Source organism: Paenibacillus sp. HWE-109 (assembly GCF_022163125.1).
Lineage (GTDB): Bacteria > Bacillota > Bacilli > Paenibacillales > NBRC-103111 > Paenibacillus_E.
In genome coordinates this window covers 4,213,945-4,229,264 of sequence record NZ_CP091881.1, presented here as the reverse complement: position 1 = coordinate 4,229,264, position 15,320 = coordinate 4,213,945, and the positions used below count along the sequence as shown (strand labels likewise).

Annotated in this window: 15 protein-coding genes; 11 read left to right on the top strand and 4 right to left on the bottom strand. The window is 46.3% G+C overall.

Annotation, left to right across the window (positions count from 1 at the left end; all coding sequences use genetic code 11):
* Positions 1-27: 27 nt before the first annotated feature.
* A complete protein-coding gene (locus tag LOZ80_RS18295) occupies positions 28-1,347 on the top strand; it encodes an MFS transporter (RefSeq protein WP_238172660.1) in 1,320 nt (439 codons plus the stop codon).
* A 62-nt stretch (positions 1,348-1,409) separates the two neighbouring features.
* Here the strand turns inward: LOZ80_RS18295 and LOZ80_RS18290 are convergent, their stop codons facing one another.
* On the bottom strand, positions 1,410-2,528 hold the full coding sequence (locus tag LOZ80_RS18290; protein WP_238172659.1) for an MHYT domain-containing protein: 1,119 nt from the start codon (positions 2,526-2,528) through the stop codon (positions 1,410-1,412).
* Positions 2,529-2,712: 184 nt separating this feature from the next.
* Between LOZ80_RS18290 and LOZ80_RS18285 the strand changes: the two genes are divergently transcribed.
* Positions 2,713-3,363 carry an HAD family hydrolase gene (locus tag LOZ80_RS18285; protein WP_238172658.1) on the top strand — a complete coding sequence of 217 codons (651 nt, stop codon included), beginning with the start codon at positions 2,713-2,715 and terminating at the stop codon, positions 3,361-3,363.
* Positions 3,364-3,395: 32 nt separating this feature from the next.
* Positions 3,396-3,833 (top strand): GNAT family N-acetyltransferase, encoded by a 438-nt coding sequence (locus LOZ80_RS18280; RefSeq protein WP_238172657.1) that lies wholly within the window; start codon positions 3,396-3,398, stop codon positions 3,831-3,833.
* Between the two features lie 294 nt (positions 3,834-4,127).
* On the opposite strand, the gene LOZ80_RS18275 is transcribed toward LOZ80_RS18280, so the two are convergent.
* Entirely contained in the window at positions 4,128-4,781 is a 654-nt protein-coding gene (locus tag LOZ80_RS18275) for a transcriptional regulator (protein WP_238173030.1), read from the bottom strand.
* A gap of 549 nt (positions 4,782-5,330) precedes the next feature.
* Between LOZ80_RS18275 and LOZ80_RS18270 the strand changes: the two genes are divergently transcribed.
* From LOZ80_RS18270 to LOZ80_RS18245, 6 genes are all read left to right on the top strand, one after another.
* Positions 5,331-6,164: an electron transfer flavoprotein subunit beta/FixA family protein gene (locus tag LOZ80_RS18270; RefSeq protein ID WP_238172656.1), complete on the top strand. Its 834-nt coding sequence runs from the start codon at positions 5,331-5,333 to the stop codon at positions 6,162-6,164.
* Between the two features lie 16 nt (positions 6,165-6,180).
* A complete protein-coding gene (locus LOZ80_RS18265) occupies positions 6,181-7,299 on the top strand; it encodes an electron transfer flavoprotein subunit alpha/FixB family protein (RefSeq protein ID WP_238172655.1) in 1,119 nt (372 codons plus the stop codon).
* Positions 7,296-8,606 (top strand): FAD-dependent oxidoreductase, encoded by a 1,311-nt coding sequence (locus LOZ80_RS18260; RefSeq protein WP_238172654.1) that lies wholly within the window; start codon positions 7,296-7,298, stop codon positions 8,604-8,606. Before LOZ80_RS18265 ends, LOZ80_RS18260 begins: the two co-directional genes overlap by 4 nt.
* The gene (locus LOZ80_RS18255) at positions 8,603-8,890 is read left to right on the top strand and encodes a ferredoxin family protein (protein ID WP_238172653.1); all 288 of its coding nucleotides are present in this window, start codon (positions 8,603-8,605) and stop codon (positions 8,888-8,890) included. Before LOZ80_RS18260 ends, LOZ80_RS18255 begins: the two co-directional genes overlap by 4 nt.
* Before the next feature lie 160 nt (positions 8,891-9,050).
* Positions 9,051-11,243: an alpha-galactosidase gene (locus tag LOZ80_RS18250; protein WP_238172652.1), complete on the top strand. Its 2,193-nt coding sequence runs from the start codon at positions 9,051-9,053 to the stop codon at positions 11,241-11,243.
* Between the two features lie 141 nt (positions 11,244-11,384).
* Entirely contained in the window at positions 11,385-11,897 is a 513-nt protein-coding gene (locus tag LOZ80_RS18245; RefSeq protein WP_238172651.1) for a DinB family protein, read from the top strand.
* Between the two features lie 79 nt (positions 11,898-11,976).
* Here the strand turns inward: LOZ80_RS18245 and LOZ80_RS18240 are convergent, their stop codons facing one another.
* Together LOZ80_RS18240 and LOZ80_RS18235 are read right to left on the bottom strand one after the other, a co-directional pair.
* The gene (locus LOZ80_RS18240; RefSeq protein ID WP_090822679.1) at positions 11,977-12,204 is read right to left on the bottom strand and encodes a 3-dehydroquinate dehydratase; all 228 of its coding nucleotides are present in this window, start codon (positions 12,202-12,204) and stop codon (positions 11,977-11,979) included.
* A 248-nt stretch (positions 12,205-12,452) separates the two neighbouring features.
* Positions 12,453-13,262, bottom strand: coding sequence for an AraC family transcriptional regulator (locus tag LOZ80_RS18235; protein ID WP_238172650.1), 810 nt, complete (start codon positions 13,260-13,262; stop codon positions 12,453-12,455).
* 133 nt (positions 13,263-13,395) lie between these two features.
* Between LOZ80_RS18235 and LOZ80_RS18230 the strand changes: the two genes are divergently transcribed.
* Together LOZ80_RS18230 and LOZ80_RS18225 are read left to right on the top strand one after the other, a co-directional pair.
* Positions 13,396-14,172, top strand: a complete 777-nt coding sequence (locus LOZ80_RS18230; protein ID WP_238172649.1) for a sugar phosphate isomerase/epimerase family protein — start codon at positions 13,396-13,398, stop codon at positions 14,170-14,172.
* Positions 14,173-14,207: 35 nt separating this feature from the next.
* Positions 14,208-15,227, top strand: a complete 1,020-nt coding sequence (locus LOZ80_RS18225) for a Gfo/Idh/MocA family protein (protein WP_238172648.1) — start codon at positions 14,208-14,210, stop codon at positions 15,225-15,227.
* Positions 15,228-15,320: the final 93 nt, after the last annotated feature.

Here is a 15,320-nt window from a genome sequence, read left to right as displayed (position 1 = left end):
AAATCGACAGTAGGGAGAGGAGTGCTTATGAGTAATAGAACGACAGTTATGGTCAGCATTGTTCTAGCCATGTTGGTGGCTTCAATGGATACAACAATTGCCAACACGACAATGCCGATTATTGTAAAAGAAATTGGTGGAAATGACTTGTATGCCTGGGCATTCACCTCATATATGGTCTTATCTACTGTACTAGCGCCTTTAGCGGGAAGATTATCTGATTTATTCGGACGCAAACGCATTTATGGTGCTGGCATTATTTTGTTTTTAGGCGGATCCATCCTATGCGGTTTGTCGCAAAGCATGCTGCAGCTTATTATTTTCAGAGCGATTCAAGGGATTGGAGCAGGCGTCATGATGCCGTTTCCCTCTATTATTGCGGGGGATATTTATCCCGTAGAACAGCGCGGCAAAGTGCAGGCCTTTTTCACGGCTATGTGGGGATTGTCAGCGGTATTAGCGCCACTTCTGGGCACATTTTTTGTAACTTATCTAAGCTGGCGGTGGATTTTTTTCGTGAATATCCCGATTTGCATCGTCTCGCTAATTGCTCTTCAACCTTATAAAGAAGTGTATCAGCCTAAGAAATCCGTCGTTGATTATGGCGGTGCGATTTTATTTGCTGGAGGTATTTCGCTGCTCTTATTAACGACAACCGTAGATCATTATAATTTTATATTTGGCGTGGTTGGAGCGCTGCTGATGATTGCTTTTATTTTTTATGAGAAAAGGCACAGTGCCCCGATCGTCCCATTAAACATTTTGCGCAATCGTCCGGTTGCGATTATGATCGCAGGTTCTTTCATAAGCTGTGCGGCTTTGTTCGGCACCTCCAGCTTTTTGCCGTTATTTCTGCAAAATCAAGGGCACTCGCTTTTTATTAGCGGAATTGCACTCTTGGGAACTTCGATAGGTTGGATGGCCGTCGCTGTCCCATCGGGGAAATGGGTGCTGCGCTATGGCTATAAGCCACTTCTGATTGCCGGCAATTGTCTGCTCGTAGCAACAGCTATCATGTTGTTTTTTATACGGGAAAGCACCTCATTCTGGTACTCCTTTGGTGCCTTAACGCTGCTGGGGCTCGCTTTTGGTTTGATTTTCACAGTTTCTACAATCGGTGCTCAACAGCTAGTTGAGGCGAATCAAAAAGGGATTTCCACGTCTTTACAGTTGTTCGCGAGAAATATCGGAACTGCGATTAGCGTAACCATCATGGGGGCGATTCTAACGCATTCGAATGCTTTTTATAGCGGGTTTCATGGGATGTTCGTTTTTGGACTCATCGTAAGTATCGCAGCCTTTGCAACTCCTTTTGCCATTCGCACAACGGATAAACAAACCGCATAGAACATCTGCGGCATAAAAAAGAGCCAGTATAGCGGCAATCCGCTTTTCTGGCTCTTCCCTCATTACCCAACTTTTTCTTGCAGCATGGTGCGCGGCTCGCTTTTGCTCAAATCTCTCAAACAAGCGGTATAGACAGTTTTACCTTCGTATTGAAAGCCCGTAATCGTCATTTCAGCGGGAAATTCACTGCGATCAGCTCGGTAGGCTGTGACTTCGAATCTTTTGCCGATCAAACTGTCATCCTGTCGTGCAAGATGACCATATAACGAAGCCGCTGCTTTCCCGTCCTGATTGAAAGGGAACAAGAAATCAAGCATAGTTAGGCTAAGCGCATGTTTGCGGGAATAACCAAAGGTAGCCTCAGCGGCTGGATTAAATTCAATAATCCAGCCACGACTGTTAAACATTAGGATGCAGTCCATGCTGTAAGTCAGAATAGACGCCTGAAGAGCAATTTGTTCAAAAAGTTTTTGATCGGTTTTGAGAGAGCTTAGTAAACTGATACACAAGAGGATGATTGTTCCAAAAGCAACGATTACAGCTAAAACGAATTTATCGACATAGACGGAATGCATATGTGAGGGGAGTTTCTCCGAGTATGTAATATTTGCCGCCAACATGCCCACATAATGAACACACATTAGCAAGGAACTCATGATCAAACCACTGAAAATGAATGTCTGATTTTGAATAGCAGATAAGTAAAGAACGATAATTGCAACGCCTACCGAGAGGACAATGGATAAAATAAAGGGAAAAGGAAAGTAGTGGATTACGACGTCATTTAAAGCCCCCAATTCAATGAAATGCATGCCGGATAGGCTAAGTCCCATGAAAGTTCCGCCAACTATTAATTTGGGTATAACCAGTTTGGAGCGGTACATGACAAAAAAACCGATGAGAGCACCTATGACAGCAATGGACACAGAGATCAAGACGGTCTGGATATCATAAGTCAATCCGGCCGGGAAGGGATAAGCAAGTAGTGATATAAAATGCATAGCCCAGATCCCGATACCCAGTGATAAAGCACTGCTAGCAATCCACAGTTTTTGTTGCCACGCAGTGGATGAGGCGACTTTTCGCGTTAAATTCAGGCTGGTTAGCGAAGCGATTAGAACTAGGATAAAGGCTAGAATGGCAATAGCTAAGTTGTATGTATGAGTATTCAAATGCTGCATAGGTTATCCTCTCATTGATGGATCATGAAATCTTTGGTTTCAGTACCCGCAGTAGTGAAAATAGAATCTTTTTTGTTATATTATAGTAGGCGGCTAAGTCAACTGTATATAGCAGTAAATGTTGGTTTTTGTCTTTCCCTGTCGAATTGTACTAAGACTTCACATAGTACAGAGAGGAGTGCGAATGAACAAACTTATCGGGATACAAGGACTTATTTTTGATATGGATAATACGCTGCTTGAGTCTCGCATTCATTTTAAAGCAATGAAAGAAGAGATCGCTTTTTTTCTTGCAAACAGGGGGTACTTACCCGATTCATTTCCTCTGGAGACGCATACGACATCTACCCTTCTTGCCTATGTCCAAGAGCGCGGAGCCAGCAAGGAAACGCTTGATGATGCACTTCGCATAGCCGAAAAACATGAGCTTCAAGGGATGGAGGGAGCTGATCTGGAAGCCGGTGCGGCACAATTGATCGCCTCTTTGCATGGTCGATACAAATTGGTTATTGTAACGAACAATGCACATGCGGCAGCAGTACGAGCACTGGATCTAACTGGAATTAAAAATCGTTTTGATTATATCGTCGGCAGGGAGCAGATGACAGCTATGAAGCCCTCTCCATCAGGTTACCTAACGGCAAAGCAGCATTTCCCTCATATTCCGGACCAAGGCTGGCTATCGATCGGCGACTCGTGGATAGATGGCCGAGCGTCCATGGAGGCACAGATCCCATTTATCAGCTATGGCAAGATGGGAAATTCGATGGTCGATAAAGGAGTGAAACCGATCGCTCACATTGACAAGTTGTTGAGTCTGTTAGATTATGTATAGATTGAAAAGCTAAAGAGAAAGAGTGATGATGGATGCTAATCGATGTTAAATCCAAAATTCAAGAACCCGAAATTCAAGAAATGTTGAGTTATAGTGTGTTTCCTGACCCGGATCATTTGGTGCAAACGATTGAACAATATGAGAGTAAGTCAGATATGTGGCTGTATGGGTACGAATCCGAAGGTGTGATGGTCGGAATTATCGGTTTTCGAATCAATGATGCGCAAGAGATGACGATTGCCCATTTGGCTGTAGAACCAGAAAGCAGAGGCGTGGGATTCGGGAGAGGCATCATCCTCGAAATTATTGAAGAGATGCATCCACTGCGAATTGAGGCTGAAACCGATGAAGATACGGTGCAATTCTATCGGAACATTGGATTCGTTATACGCAGCTTAGGAGAAAAGTATCCGGGTGTTGAGCGGTTTCTATGCACGTATGATGTTGATGGCGATATGGACGAGGAATGATGTTGAAGCTAGCTGGAGCACCAACGAACTGTTGGGTGTTCCTTTTTTTTGTGGTGCTTGTATAGAGGAGCTCCTCTTGTTGTGGCGCTAACGAACTGTATAGAGGAGCTCCTCTTGTTGTGGCGCCAACGAACTGTATACTCTCTATATGAGTGAAATTGGATGATTTGAAAATATAATGAACTCCAGATGCTTTATTCCATGCAAAAGCACCCAATAACACTTGATAACTATGACATAACGCCGATTGAGTTCATTAGTTTAAAAAAATAGCTGTTTTTGGGCAAATAAGAGTTATTGAGTTCGTAATGCGTACGAACGATATCGTTGTCTGCCACTGGCGACAAATAAAAGTTGCTGCTCCACTAAATGGTGAAGAATCCGCCTTGCATGCTGATCTGTAATTCGTAGATGGGTGGCTAACTCTGATGGACTGAACGGGCGAAGCGATCTTCTCGCATAACGAATCGTTTCAGCTTCAAGCCAGGCAAAATTCTTGGGCACATCGCTCGCGATGAACTTGCCGATGAAGGAAAGGACAAGCTGTTGGCAGCGCTTGGCTTCATCCGTAATGGATAGATAGGCAATTGGAATGAAAATCCATTCATCAAGCGACAGTAAACAATATCGCCAACATAGGTCCTTAAAACGCCGAACATCAAGGTCCCTTGCGTGGGGGCCATGTCCTTGTATCTCGATACCTCCCTTTACATCTCCGCCAGGCATATAAGCTAAATCCAGATATCGATAACCGTTGTTGAAATCACGCACTTCCCATTCGGGATACAAATCATTAAAGTTCCGCACAACAGGATACCAGACCAAACGTAAAAATTCCTGTGTATCGTGGCCGAGTCCTTTCTCCAGTAATTCCCTCCTTCGGTGATTTTCTTCTTGAGCAATATTCAAATTCATCCATTCTTCGTAAGCTTGTTCAAATCTTGAAATGGCAAGCCACATCCTTTCATTCCATTGGCCGCAGAACAACAAAAGCCGCTTCGACACAATCTCATCCATGAAATGGAAGTTGTATCAAGGCGGCGTGTGCTTCACGACCATTATTTATATGGTTAAGTATAACGGAAATGAGAAAAATTACAATTGTTTTCTTGCAATTTTCATTGAAGTGGTTGTGTAAGCGGAGTGAGTCTAGTTAGGGGCGCATTGGTGAAATAGAGGATCTACGATCCCTCTGGAGCTGGGTTTGTGTTGGTGATGGAGTTAGATAGAAGGTTGGGAGAACGGCTTTGGTGAATGCAAGGGAAAGTAGCCGAATAGATGGAGATAGGCGCAGCGCGTCTACAGATGACTTGGACAAAAGTAAGTGTCATGTTAACAAGTTTAGTGCATATATTGTTGTAGGTTAATATCCAAGAATTCAACTTGAAAGCGGTTTCCATTTCGTGATTTAAGTGACAAAATTCACAATGATGACAAGTTCTTCGTGAGTTCGGCCAGAGGTGAGCAGAAGATATCGATAAACGGGAGGGTGCAGAAATGCTGCATATCGTTGTGTGTATTAAGCAGGTACCTGACTCCAGAGAAATTCGGATTGATCCTAAGAACAATACATTGATCAGGCAGGGTGTTCCGAGTATTGTCAATTTTTATGATATGCATGGTCTCGAAGAAGCACTTCGCATTAAGGATGAACACGGCGCACGGATCACGGTGGTAACGATGGGGCCGCCGCCTGCGGAGAAGGGCTTGAAAGAATGTATTTCGCTCGGCGCAGACGAAGCTGTCTTAGTCACGGATCGGGGCTTTGCCGGAGCGGATACGCTGGCTACTTCCTATGTGGTTGCCCGAACGATTCAGAAGATTGCCGAGACTTGGGGGCAAGTGGATATTGTGTTTTGCGGAAAACAGACGTTGGATGGCGATACGGGTCAAGTTGGACCTGGTGTAGCCTGTCGATTGGACTTGGAACAGCTGACTTATGTTAACAAAGTTGTCAATGTGGATGAAGAGAATCGGAAAGTTCGCGTTCATCGTCTTCTGGAAGATGGGGTAGAAGTCGTTGAGACAAGCATGCCTGTTCTGATCACAGCGCTCAAGGAGTTGAATAAAGTGAGGCGCGCTTCGCTGCCGGGAATGGTGCGAGCGGCGCGGTATAAGCCAACGGTTTGGACGACGGCTGATTTCCCTGACTTGGAAAAGGCCAAAATTGGACTCAAAGGCTCTCCGACGATCGTTTCGAAAACATGGGTACCCGAAATCAAATCTGTAAAAACGCAAATGATTGCCTATGATTCGCCTGAAGCGGCTGCCGCACAATTAGCTGATCAGCTCTGGTCGAAGGAGATACAGACTTTGTTGGATTGGACTTAACAAGGAGGTTAACACGATGGCTAATGAACAATCACAGGAGCAAGCCGATACAGGGATGCCCGATTGGTCCGCATATCGGGGCGTTCTGATCGTTGTGGAGCAGCGAGATGGAGCTGCTAAGAAAGTATCCTGGCAGCTCTTAGGCGAAGGCAAGAAGCTGGCAGCGAAGCTGGAGGCGCCGCTCATGGCGCTCGTCCTCGGCGATGATGTCGCACATCTCGCCGAGGAAGCCGTGCATTACGGCGCTGACCGGGTGTTCCTCTGCGAAGCGCCGGAGCTTCGCACCTACAGAACCCGGCCGTATAGCCGGGTCTGCCTGAAGCTGATCGAGGAAGCGAAGCCCGAGATCGTGCTGTTCGGCGCGACAGCAACGGGGCGCGACCTGGCAGGCGCCATTGCGACGCACCTGCCGACGGGATTGACGGCCGACACGACGCAGCTCGACGTGGAGCCGCCGCCGTCAAGGCTGCTGCTGGCCAGCCGGCCGGCTTTCTCCGAGAAGATGATGGCCACCATCCTCTGCAAACAATACCGACCGCAGATGGCGACAGCCCGCGCCGGCGTCTTTCAAGCGCTGCCGAAGGATGCCGCGCGGGAGGGCGAAATCGTGCGCATCGAGGCGACGATGCGCGAGGAAGAGATCGCCGCGCAGGTCCTCGACTTCCTGCGCGAAACCGGCAAGCTCAATCTCGAGGAGTCCGAGATTATCGTCGCAGGCGGCCGCGGACTTGGCGGTCCCGATGCATTCGGGCTGCTCGCTGACCTGGCGGACGCGCTCGGCGGCGTCGTAGGCGCCTCGCGTGCCGCTGTTGACGCAGGTTGGATCGGGCATGAACACCAGGTCGGTCAGACTGGTGCAACGGTGAGGCCAAAGCTATATTTTGCCATCGGGATTTCAGGAGCCGTGCAGCATACCGTTGGCATGAGCCATGCGGATGTGGTCGTCGCCATAAATAAAGATGAAAAAGCGCCTATTTTTCAATTTGCGCACTATGGCATTGTCGGCGACCTCTTCAAAATCGTACCGGCGATTGCCGAAGAGATTCGGCAGCGACGCACCTTATTTGGCATCAAGGTTGGTAGCGCCGAGAACTCATTGTCAGCCGATGCGTTGGAGAGGAGTGAAGCCAAATGAATGAGAAATTCAATGCCATCGTTGTTGGCGGAGGACCGGCAGGGGCAGCAGCAGCATTAACGATGGCGCGAGCGGGCTTATCTGTTGTGCTTTTGGAAAGAGGGGAGTTCCCAGGAGCCAAAAATATTTTTGGCGGCGTCCTCTATCGCAAGCAAATTGAAGAGCTCGTTCCCGAGTTTTGGAAAGAAAAGAATTTTCCGATGGAACGATATATTGTGGAGCAGCGAATCTGGATGATGGGCAAAGAATCCATGGTCACGTTTGGACACCGCAATGAGGCTTATAAGGAACCCTATAACTGCTTTACTGGTTTGCGGGTGAAGTTTGATCAATGGTTTGCCGAGAAAGCTGTTGCAGCTGGAGCCATTCCTATTTATGAAACTGTTGCGCTTGATGTGATTCGGGAAGGAAACAGGGTTGTAGGTGTTCGAACGGACCGGGAAGACGGTGATCTCTACGCCGATGTTGTTGTTATAGCGGATGGCGTCAACTCCTTGCTGGGCAAGGCGATGGGCATTCATAAGGAGTGGATGCCGGATGAGGTATCCTTGGCCGTGAAAGAAGTGATAGCCTTGCCGCGCGAGAAAATCGAGGATCGTTTTGGTCTTGAAGGCGATGAAGGCGTTACGATTGAATTCATGGGCGAAACTTCGCTCGGGATGGCGGGCATGGGGTTTTTGTATACGAATAAGGACACGATTTCCTTAGGCGTCGGTGTAATGGTGAATCATCTACGCGATAAAAAAGTAAAGCCGTACGCTGTGTTGGATGCGGTGAAACAGCACCCGATGATTCGTAAATTAATTCAAGGAGGTGAAACGAAGGAATACTCTGGGCATTTGATTCCCGAAGGAGGCTTTCACTCGATCCCGCCGTTATCCGGCGAAGGTTGGTGCGTCTGTGGCGATGCCGCCCAATTGATTAATTTTGTCCATCGGGAAGGGACGAATTTAGCGATGACCTCAGGTCGTTTAGCCGGCGAGGCGATTGTGGAAGCCAAGGAGCGGGGAGATTTCTCAGCAGTCTCTCTGCATGCTTATGATGAGAAAATTAAGGCTTCCTTTGTGCATAAAGATTTGCAGAAATATAAAGGCATGCACCAATTCCTCAAGCAGCAGGACCCTGAACTGTTATTTGATAAATTGCCAAGAGCATTGAATGAGGCGGCCTACAACATGTTCCTTGTGGATGGAATTACCAAAGCGGATAAGCAGAAAATGGCCATGAAGCTGATTAAAAATGCGGCAGGCGGCACGGTTAATTTAATGAAACTCGGCTACAAAGGATGGAGGGCGATGAACGGATGAGCCCATGCGACATTTCAGATAAATTGTTTACCATTCGTTACAAATGCGACGATAAGTCGCACCTCGTCATTAAAGATACACAGACTTGCTTGAATTGTACCACCAAGGACTGTAATTATTTTTGTCCGTCGGATGTGTATGAATGGGAAAAGATACTCAAAATCACGACAGTGGCCTACGAAAACTGCATCGAATGCGGAACGTGCCGAATAGCCTGTCCATCCTACAACATTGATTGGGTTTATCCCAAGGGCGGATATGGCATGACGTACAAATTCGGTTGATGGCAAAGCCCTCTTCGAAGTCTATTAGACTCGGAGGGGGCTTATTTACATGGAAATGCAGCATAGCGATTAAAACTACATTTCTCCATATGTAGGTGCATATCCTCCATAGTTTTGTTCCAGCAAGGGTAAGATAATAGAAGATAGGAGGGATTTAACTATGCAAATTTCATTTGAACCTACACAAGGGATCTTTCATTTACAGAACAAACAGATGAGTTATGTGATTCAACTCATTCATCAGGCTTATCCAGCACATGTTTACTGGGGACGCCCTATAAGACCTGGCCAACTAGGCACAATCATTCAATATAAAGAAAGATGTTCCTTTCATCCGAATCCGATTGTGGAAGATCGCAAAATTACATTTGACACGCTTCCCCAGGAATATCCTGCTTATGGAACAAGCGACTATCGTGAACCAGCTTACCAGGTCGCACTGCCGAATGGATCTACGATTACTGAACTCGTCTATGAGAATCATCGAATTATTCCGGGCAAACCTGCTCTCGAAGGTCTTCCAGCTACTTATGTTGAGAGTGACGACGAAGCTCAAACACTTGAACTTGAATTAGTGGACAAGCTGATTGGACTTAGAGTGTTTCTTTCTTATACGATTTTCAAAGATCATGCAGCTATTACGCGATCCGTTCGTTTTGTCAACGAAGGTTCAGCTTCGCTCAAGTTGCTTCGCGCATACAGTGCAAGCGTTGACTTTGAGCATGGCGACTTCGATCTGCTGCAGCTTTCGGGCGCATGGGTCAGAGAGCGCGATATCGTTAGACGACCGCTGGCTCCGGGTACATTAACGGTGGAAAGCCGCCGCGGCTCCAGCAGTCATCAGCATAATCCTTTTGTGGCGCTGCTATCCAAAGATGCCGGTGAGGATCATGGTGATGTGTATGGGTTCAGCCTTGTATACAGCGGCAATTTCGCTGCGCATGCGGAAGTTGGACCCTATGGAACGGCCCGCGTCTCCATGGGGATCAATTCCTTCGATTTCAGTTGGCTGCTGGAGTCGGGCCAACAGTTTCAAACACCAGAAGCTGTCATGGTTTACTCCAGCGAGGGGCTCGGCAACATGTCGAGATCCTATCACAAGCTTTATCGGACTCGACTCAGCCGTGGAGAATTCCGCGACCGTGTAAGACCCGTACTTGTGAACAACTGGGAAGCTACTTATTTCCAATTTAATGCGGACAAAATTGAAAGTATCGCCAAAGCAGGCAAAGAGCTGGGCATCGAGTTATTCGTACTAGATGACGGTTGGTTTGGCAAGCGCGACAGCGACAACAGTTCATTGGGGGATTGGGTTGTCGATAAAACCAAGCTGCCGAACGGGTTGGAAGATCTCGTAGCAAGAGTTAATGATCTTGGGCTCGAGTTTGGACTTTGGTTTGAGCCTGAAATGGTTTCACCAGACAGCGACTTGTACCGGAAACACCCGGATTGGTGTCTGCATGTGCCAGACCGCCGCCGCACGGAGGGGCGTCAGCAGTTGATTTTGGATTTCTCCCGCGCAGACGTGTGTGAAGAAATTACAGCGATGATTCGCAGAATTCTCCAAAGTGCTCCGATCACTTATATCAAATGGGATATGAACCGGAACATGACTGAGATTGGTTCCGCAGCGCTTCCTCCGGAAAGACAACGCGAAACGGCTCATCGGTACATGTTGGGGTTGTATGGCGTATTAGAGAAATTAACAACGGAATTTCCACATATTTTATTCGAAAGTTGTTCTGGCGGTGGCGGACGCTTTGATCCAGGAATGCTGCATTACATGCCGCAAACGTGGACAAGCGATAATTCCGATGCGATTTCTCGCTTGAAAATTCAGTATGGAACAAGCATCGTTTACCCAATTAGTTCCATGGGAGCACACGTTTCCGCAGTGCCGAACCATCAAGTACACCGGAATACATCCTTGGAAATGCGCGGCGATGTGGCTATGTCAGGAAACTTCGGCTATGAACTTGATCTCACGGTGTTCACCGACGAGGAGAAAGAAATCGTCAAAAAGCAAATTGCCGATTATAAGCAGCTTCGTCCGTTGGTTCAGTTTGGCGATATGTACCGTCTGCTTAGCCCCTTCGAAGGCAATGAAACGGCTTGGATGATTGTGTCCGAAGATAAATCCCAAGCGATGGTGGCTTATTTCCGTGTTCTGGCGGAAGCGAACGCTGCGACCAAAACGCTGCGCCTCAAAGGGCTGAACCCAGAGTTCGACTACCAGATCGCAGGCATTCCAGGCGAATATCCTGGTGATCATTTGCTGTATGCTGGTCTTCCGGTTGCTGGTCTTCACGGAGACTTCCAAAGTAAAATTTGGCTGCTTGAGCGTAAGCAGTAATCAAATATAAACGGACAAAACCCAATCTTCCTAAGCGGAGGCTGGGTTTTGTTCGTTTTCATTTACCTGTCCATGGTATATGATATTGTTAATAGGAATATCATCTACATAAATTTTTATTTAGGAGAGGATGTTTAACTTATGCTGAAGAGACCTAATCATGAAGAATACTCGCCTTATTTCGAAGGCTACATTAGTCAAGTTCCTGAAGGTGATTATCAAGCCTTTTTACAAAGTCAACTTGATGAGATCGTAGCGATATATGCCCAAATGACAGACGAACAAGCGCTGCTGCGGTATGCGCCGGGCAAGTGGAGTTTGAAGGAACTCTTAGGTCACATCACGGATACAGAGCGCGTAATGAGCTACAGGATGCTGCGTATTGCTCGTGGTGATACGACGAATCTCCCTGGATTTGATCAAGATGTATTTATCGCGAATGCCGCCTTCGATGACATTGCTGTCGCAGATCTTTTGCGTGATTTCCAAGCTGTGCGGCAAGCGACGTTCACATTGTTAACAACGATTCAAGAAGCCGCTTGGCCGCGTCTTGGCGTTTCGAACAGCTCGGCGATGTCAGCGCGTGCCCTAGCATATATTGTAGCCGGTCATGCGCAGCATCATCTTAACGTCATCCAAGCGCGTTATATCTAAATGAACATCGGTAACGAACAACTTAAAAAACCTCCAACCCACAAGATCAAGTGGTGTTGGAGGTTTTTAAGTTACGCTGTTAGTAAAGTGAAAGTGCCAATGAGTCTCGTTCGTTAAATGAATGCAGGATCGCCTCGCAACCTACGATTTCGATGCTGATGATAGAGTCCAAACATTTCTTAATGGTGGCTCTACCTTTAATCACTTTGGCTTCTAACGCTGATTTCAATAAGTTGAATTTCTTTTTATTTTTCTCATCGGAGTAGACAGGCACAGGTTTGTTGTGAATCGTAATGAACATTTTCATAGTTTTCACCATCCTAGGAATTGGATATAGTCATAAGCATATAGGAGGATTATTAATTTAACCTTAAAATAGTTTTACAATTTTGAAACAAAATGTTGTTTTTCTGAGTATTCGCCATAACTATTCGTCAAAACCGTTCATTTTGAGTCTATGTATTTGTAAGTTTTTCCTGCTATAAGATATATACGATTGAGAGAGCAAAAATGTTTCATACTTCATGGCTAACTCCATGAAGAATTTGTGAATTATTAATTTCCGGTTTTTAACTGTCCATTTTGACGGAAAAGTTTGGGTGATTGCCCGAATCGCTGCTTGAACGCCCGATGAAAGTAAGCGTAGCTGCCAAAACCGCAGCTCAAGGCAATTTGCTCCAATGACATGGAACTGTCATGCATGCGTTCTACGGCACTGGACAACCGGACTTCAAGCGCATATTGAATCATCGTTTTGTCGAAGCATTCTTTGAACAAGTGAACGGCGCGGGATACGCTGAGACCAACGTGGCTGGCAACATCATCTACCTTAAATGTTACTGTGGCATGTGCCTCGATAAACCGCTTCATACGTGTGCCCGTGAAAGGACGTCCTTGCAAAGTGACGGTCTCCGTCATGGCTCGTTCCAGATAAAGACACAAAGCTTGCAGCAAATAACCGCTCAATTCTGTATTTTCTTCTTCCATTCGGCGCTTCTCGAGAATTAACTGCCGCCAAAGCGAAATTAAACGGGCGTCTAGGTCAATCCGTGTACAAGTTTGTTTGGGTGTGCGCTTCCACCAAGCATCAATCCAAGGACCATTACAAAATATGTAGTAATCGCCACTGGCAATTTTGCTTTCTGGCTGATTGCTGTCATATTCAATTCGCAGTTCATAAGGGTCGCCAGGCTGAAACAGGAGCATATGACCAGCTTCAATGCGCTGGTAGTGTCCATCGATCAATGCTTCGGAAGTGCCTTCCGACTGTAATCGAAAAAGATAGTATTTGAGCCCTGATTTGGTGCTCACATTAAATGGCTCCATATGAAAGGAGTAGCCGCAGGTTAAAAGTTCTGTATCCATGTCATTCACCTTTCATAGCCAAATAGGAGATGTTTCGATTATATCGTGAATGGTCATCCTAGGCTAGGATCTATTATACTATGCACATAGGTGTTAAACATTAAAATTAGATGAAGTGAAAAGAGGAGATATCATGGGACGTTTAGGGATTGGTTTGCAGTTATACACACTTCGTGATGATATGAAGAATGACTTTGAGGGGACGCTGCGTCATGTTGCTAAATTAGGATATGAAGGCGTTGAATTCGCAGGCTATTATGACAGACCTGCTAATGAAGTAAAAGCATTGCTGGATGAGCTTGGTTTGAAAGCATTTGGAAGCCACATTAGCTTGGAGAGATTCCGCAATAATTTGCAAGGGGAAATCGACTATTTGCATACAATTGGTGCTAAATATGCGATCTGTCCTTATGTAGGCGCTGAAGAACGCGATTCTGCGGAACAATGGAAAGCACTTATCGCGGAATGCGAAGCGCTTGCTGCTGAGACGAAAAAACAAGGCTTGCAATTCTTGTATCATAATCATGACTTCGAATTCCATTATAAAGTGAACGATGAGTTCGTCTTTGATGCGATGTATGCCAAAACAGGTGAAGACGCAATCAACGTTGAGATGGACGTTTGTTGGGTTCAATACGCAGGTCAAGATCCACTTGCCTACATTGCCAAATATGCGGGGCGTTTGCCGCTTGTCCACTTTAAGGATTTCACCAAAGATGCAGAAGGCAAGTTAGTTACATTGGAACTTGGCTTAGGCGACGTTCCTTTGCAAGACGTTATTAAAGCTGCTGAGAAAGCAGGCGTGGAATGGCTTGTAGTGGAACAAGACAATTGCCAGAAGGCGCCGCTTGTCAGCGTTGAGAATAGCTTGAACTGGGTTAAAGAACATTACACGAACGTTCATAATTAATCATAATTATTATTTCTAAGGAGCATTAGTATACCATGAGCAAAATTAAAGTAGCCGTAGTAGGATGCGGCGCCATTTCCAAACATAGACATATCCCGGAATACGCTTGGAATTCCAATGTTGAGCTTGTTGCTTTCGTAGATCCGATTATCGAAAGAGCAGAGCACTATGCCGCACAGCACGGCGGGAAAGCTTACAGCAGCTACGTAGAAATGCTGAAACAAGAGAAAGTTGACGCAGTTAGTGTATGTACACCTAACTTTCTTCATGCAGAAGTAGCTATTGCCGCGGCGAATGCTGGCGCGCATGTTCTTGTTGAGAAGCCGATGGCATCCACAGCAGAAGAAGCGGAAGCGATGATTGCTGCTGCCAAGAACAATGGCGTTTTCCTCATGGTAGGCCACAACCAACGTCTGATGCCTCCACATGTGAAAGCAAAAGAAATCTTGGAATCCGGCAAACTTGGCAAAGTGTTGACATTCCGTACGTCTTTCGGCCATCCTGGACCGGAAGGTTGGAGCGTTGACGGACGTGAGAGCTGGTTCTTCCGCAAAGAAGAAGCGATCATGGGTGCTATGGGCGATCTTGGCGTTCATAAGTCAGACTTGATCCGTTGGTTATTGGCTGATGAAGTTGCGCAAGTAGCGGCATTCGTTGGTACGCTTCACAAAGAGGGTACCGACGTCGATGACAACGCAACTTGCTTGCTTCGCATGAAGAGCGGCGCTACAGGCTCTTTGGTAGCAAGCTGGACTTACTACAAAGGGCAAGACAACTCTACCGTCCTTTGGTGTGAAAATGGCGTGATCAAAATCGATACGGATCCGAATGATCAAGTGATCGTTGAACTTCGTGATGGAACAGTAGAACGCTACAAAGTGGGACAAATCGCAACGAACGATAAACAAACGCACAGCGGCGTGATTGATGAATTCGTAACTTCAATTGTCCAAGGTAAAGCGCCACGTATTTCTGGAGAAGAAGGACTTCGTGCATTAAAAGTCATTCTGGCTGCATTTGAATCAGAAGCAACTGGTAAAGTGATTTCTTTGTAAGCTCATAGGAAAACTAAGTAAGAGGCTCTGTCAAAAGGTTGTTAACCTTGCGACCAGCCTCTTTTTTTTCTGTCTTGCGCGAAGTGTTCTCTT

Bases quoted from the DNA above. Each gene is read 5' to 3' on its own strand.
- LOZ80_RS18225 (WP_238172648.1), top strand. From the start codon at position 14,208: ATGAGCAAAATTAAAGTAGCCGTAGTAGGATGCGGCGCCATTTCCAAA.
- LOZ80_RS18260 (WP_238172654.1), top strand. From the start codon at position 7,296: ATGAATGAGAAATTCAATGCCATCGTTGTTGGCGGAGGACCGGCAGGG.
- LOZ80_RS18230 (WP_238172649.1), top strand. From the start codon at position 13,396: ATGGGACGTTTAGGGATTGGTTTGCAGTTATACACACTTCGTGATGAT.
- LOZ80_RS18280 (WP_238172657.1), top strand. From the start codon at position 3,396: ATGCTAATCGATGTTAAATCCAAAATTCAAGAACCCGAAATTCAAGAA.
- LOZ80_RS18250 (WP_238172652.1), top strand. From the start codon at position 9,051: ATGCAAATTTCATTTGAACCTACACAAGGGATCTTTCATTTACAGAAC.
- LOZ80_RS18265 (WP_238172655.1), top strand. From the start codon at position 6,181: ATGGCTAATGAACAATCACAGGAGCAAGCCGATACAGGGATGCCCGAT.
- LOZ80_RS18235 (WP_238172650.1), bottom strand. From the start codon at position 13,262: ATGGATACAGAACTTTTAACCTGCGGCTACTCCTTTCATATGGAGCCA.
- LOZ80_RS18295 (WP_238172660.1), top strand. From the start codon at position 28: ATGAGTAATAGAACGACAGTTATGGTCAGCATTGTTCTAGCCATGTTG.
- LOZ80_RS18290 (WP_238172659.1), bottom strand. From the start codon at position 2,528: ATGCAGCATTTGAATACTCATACATACAACTTAGCTATTGCCATTCTA.
- LOZ80_RS18270 (WP_238172656.1), top strand. From the start codon at position 5,331: ATGCTGCATATCGTTGTGTGTATTAAGCAGGTACCTGACTCCAGAGAA.
- LOZ80_RS18245 (WP_238172651.1), top strand. From the start codon at position 11,385: ATGCTGAAGAGACCTAATCATGAAGAATACTCGCCTTATTTCGAAGGC.
- LOZ80_RS18255 (WP_238172653.1), top strand. From the start codon at position 8,603: ATGAGCCCATGCGACATTTCAGATAAATTGTTTACCATTCGTTACAAA.
- LOZ80_RS18285 (WP_238172658.1), top strand. From the start codon at position 2,713: ATGAACAAACTTATCGGGATACAAGGACTTATTTTTGATATGGATAAT.
- LOZ80_RS18240 (WP_090822679.1), bottom strand. From the start codon at position 12,204: ATGAAAATGTTCATTACGATTCACAACAAACCTGTGCCTGTCTACTCC.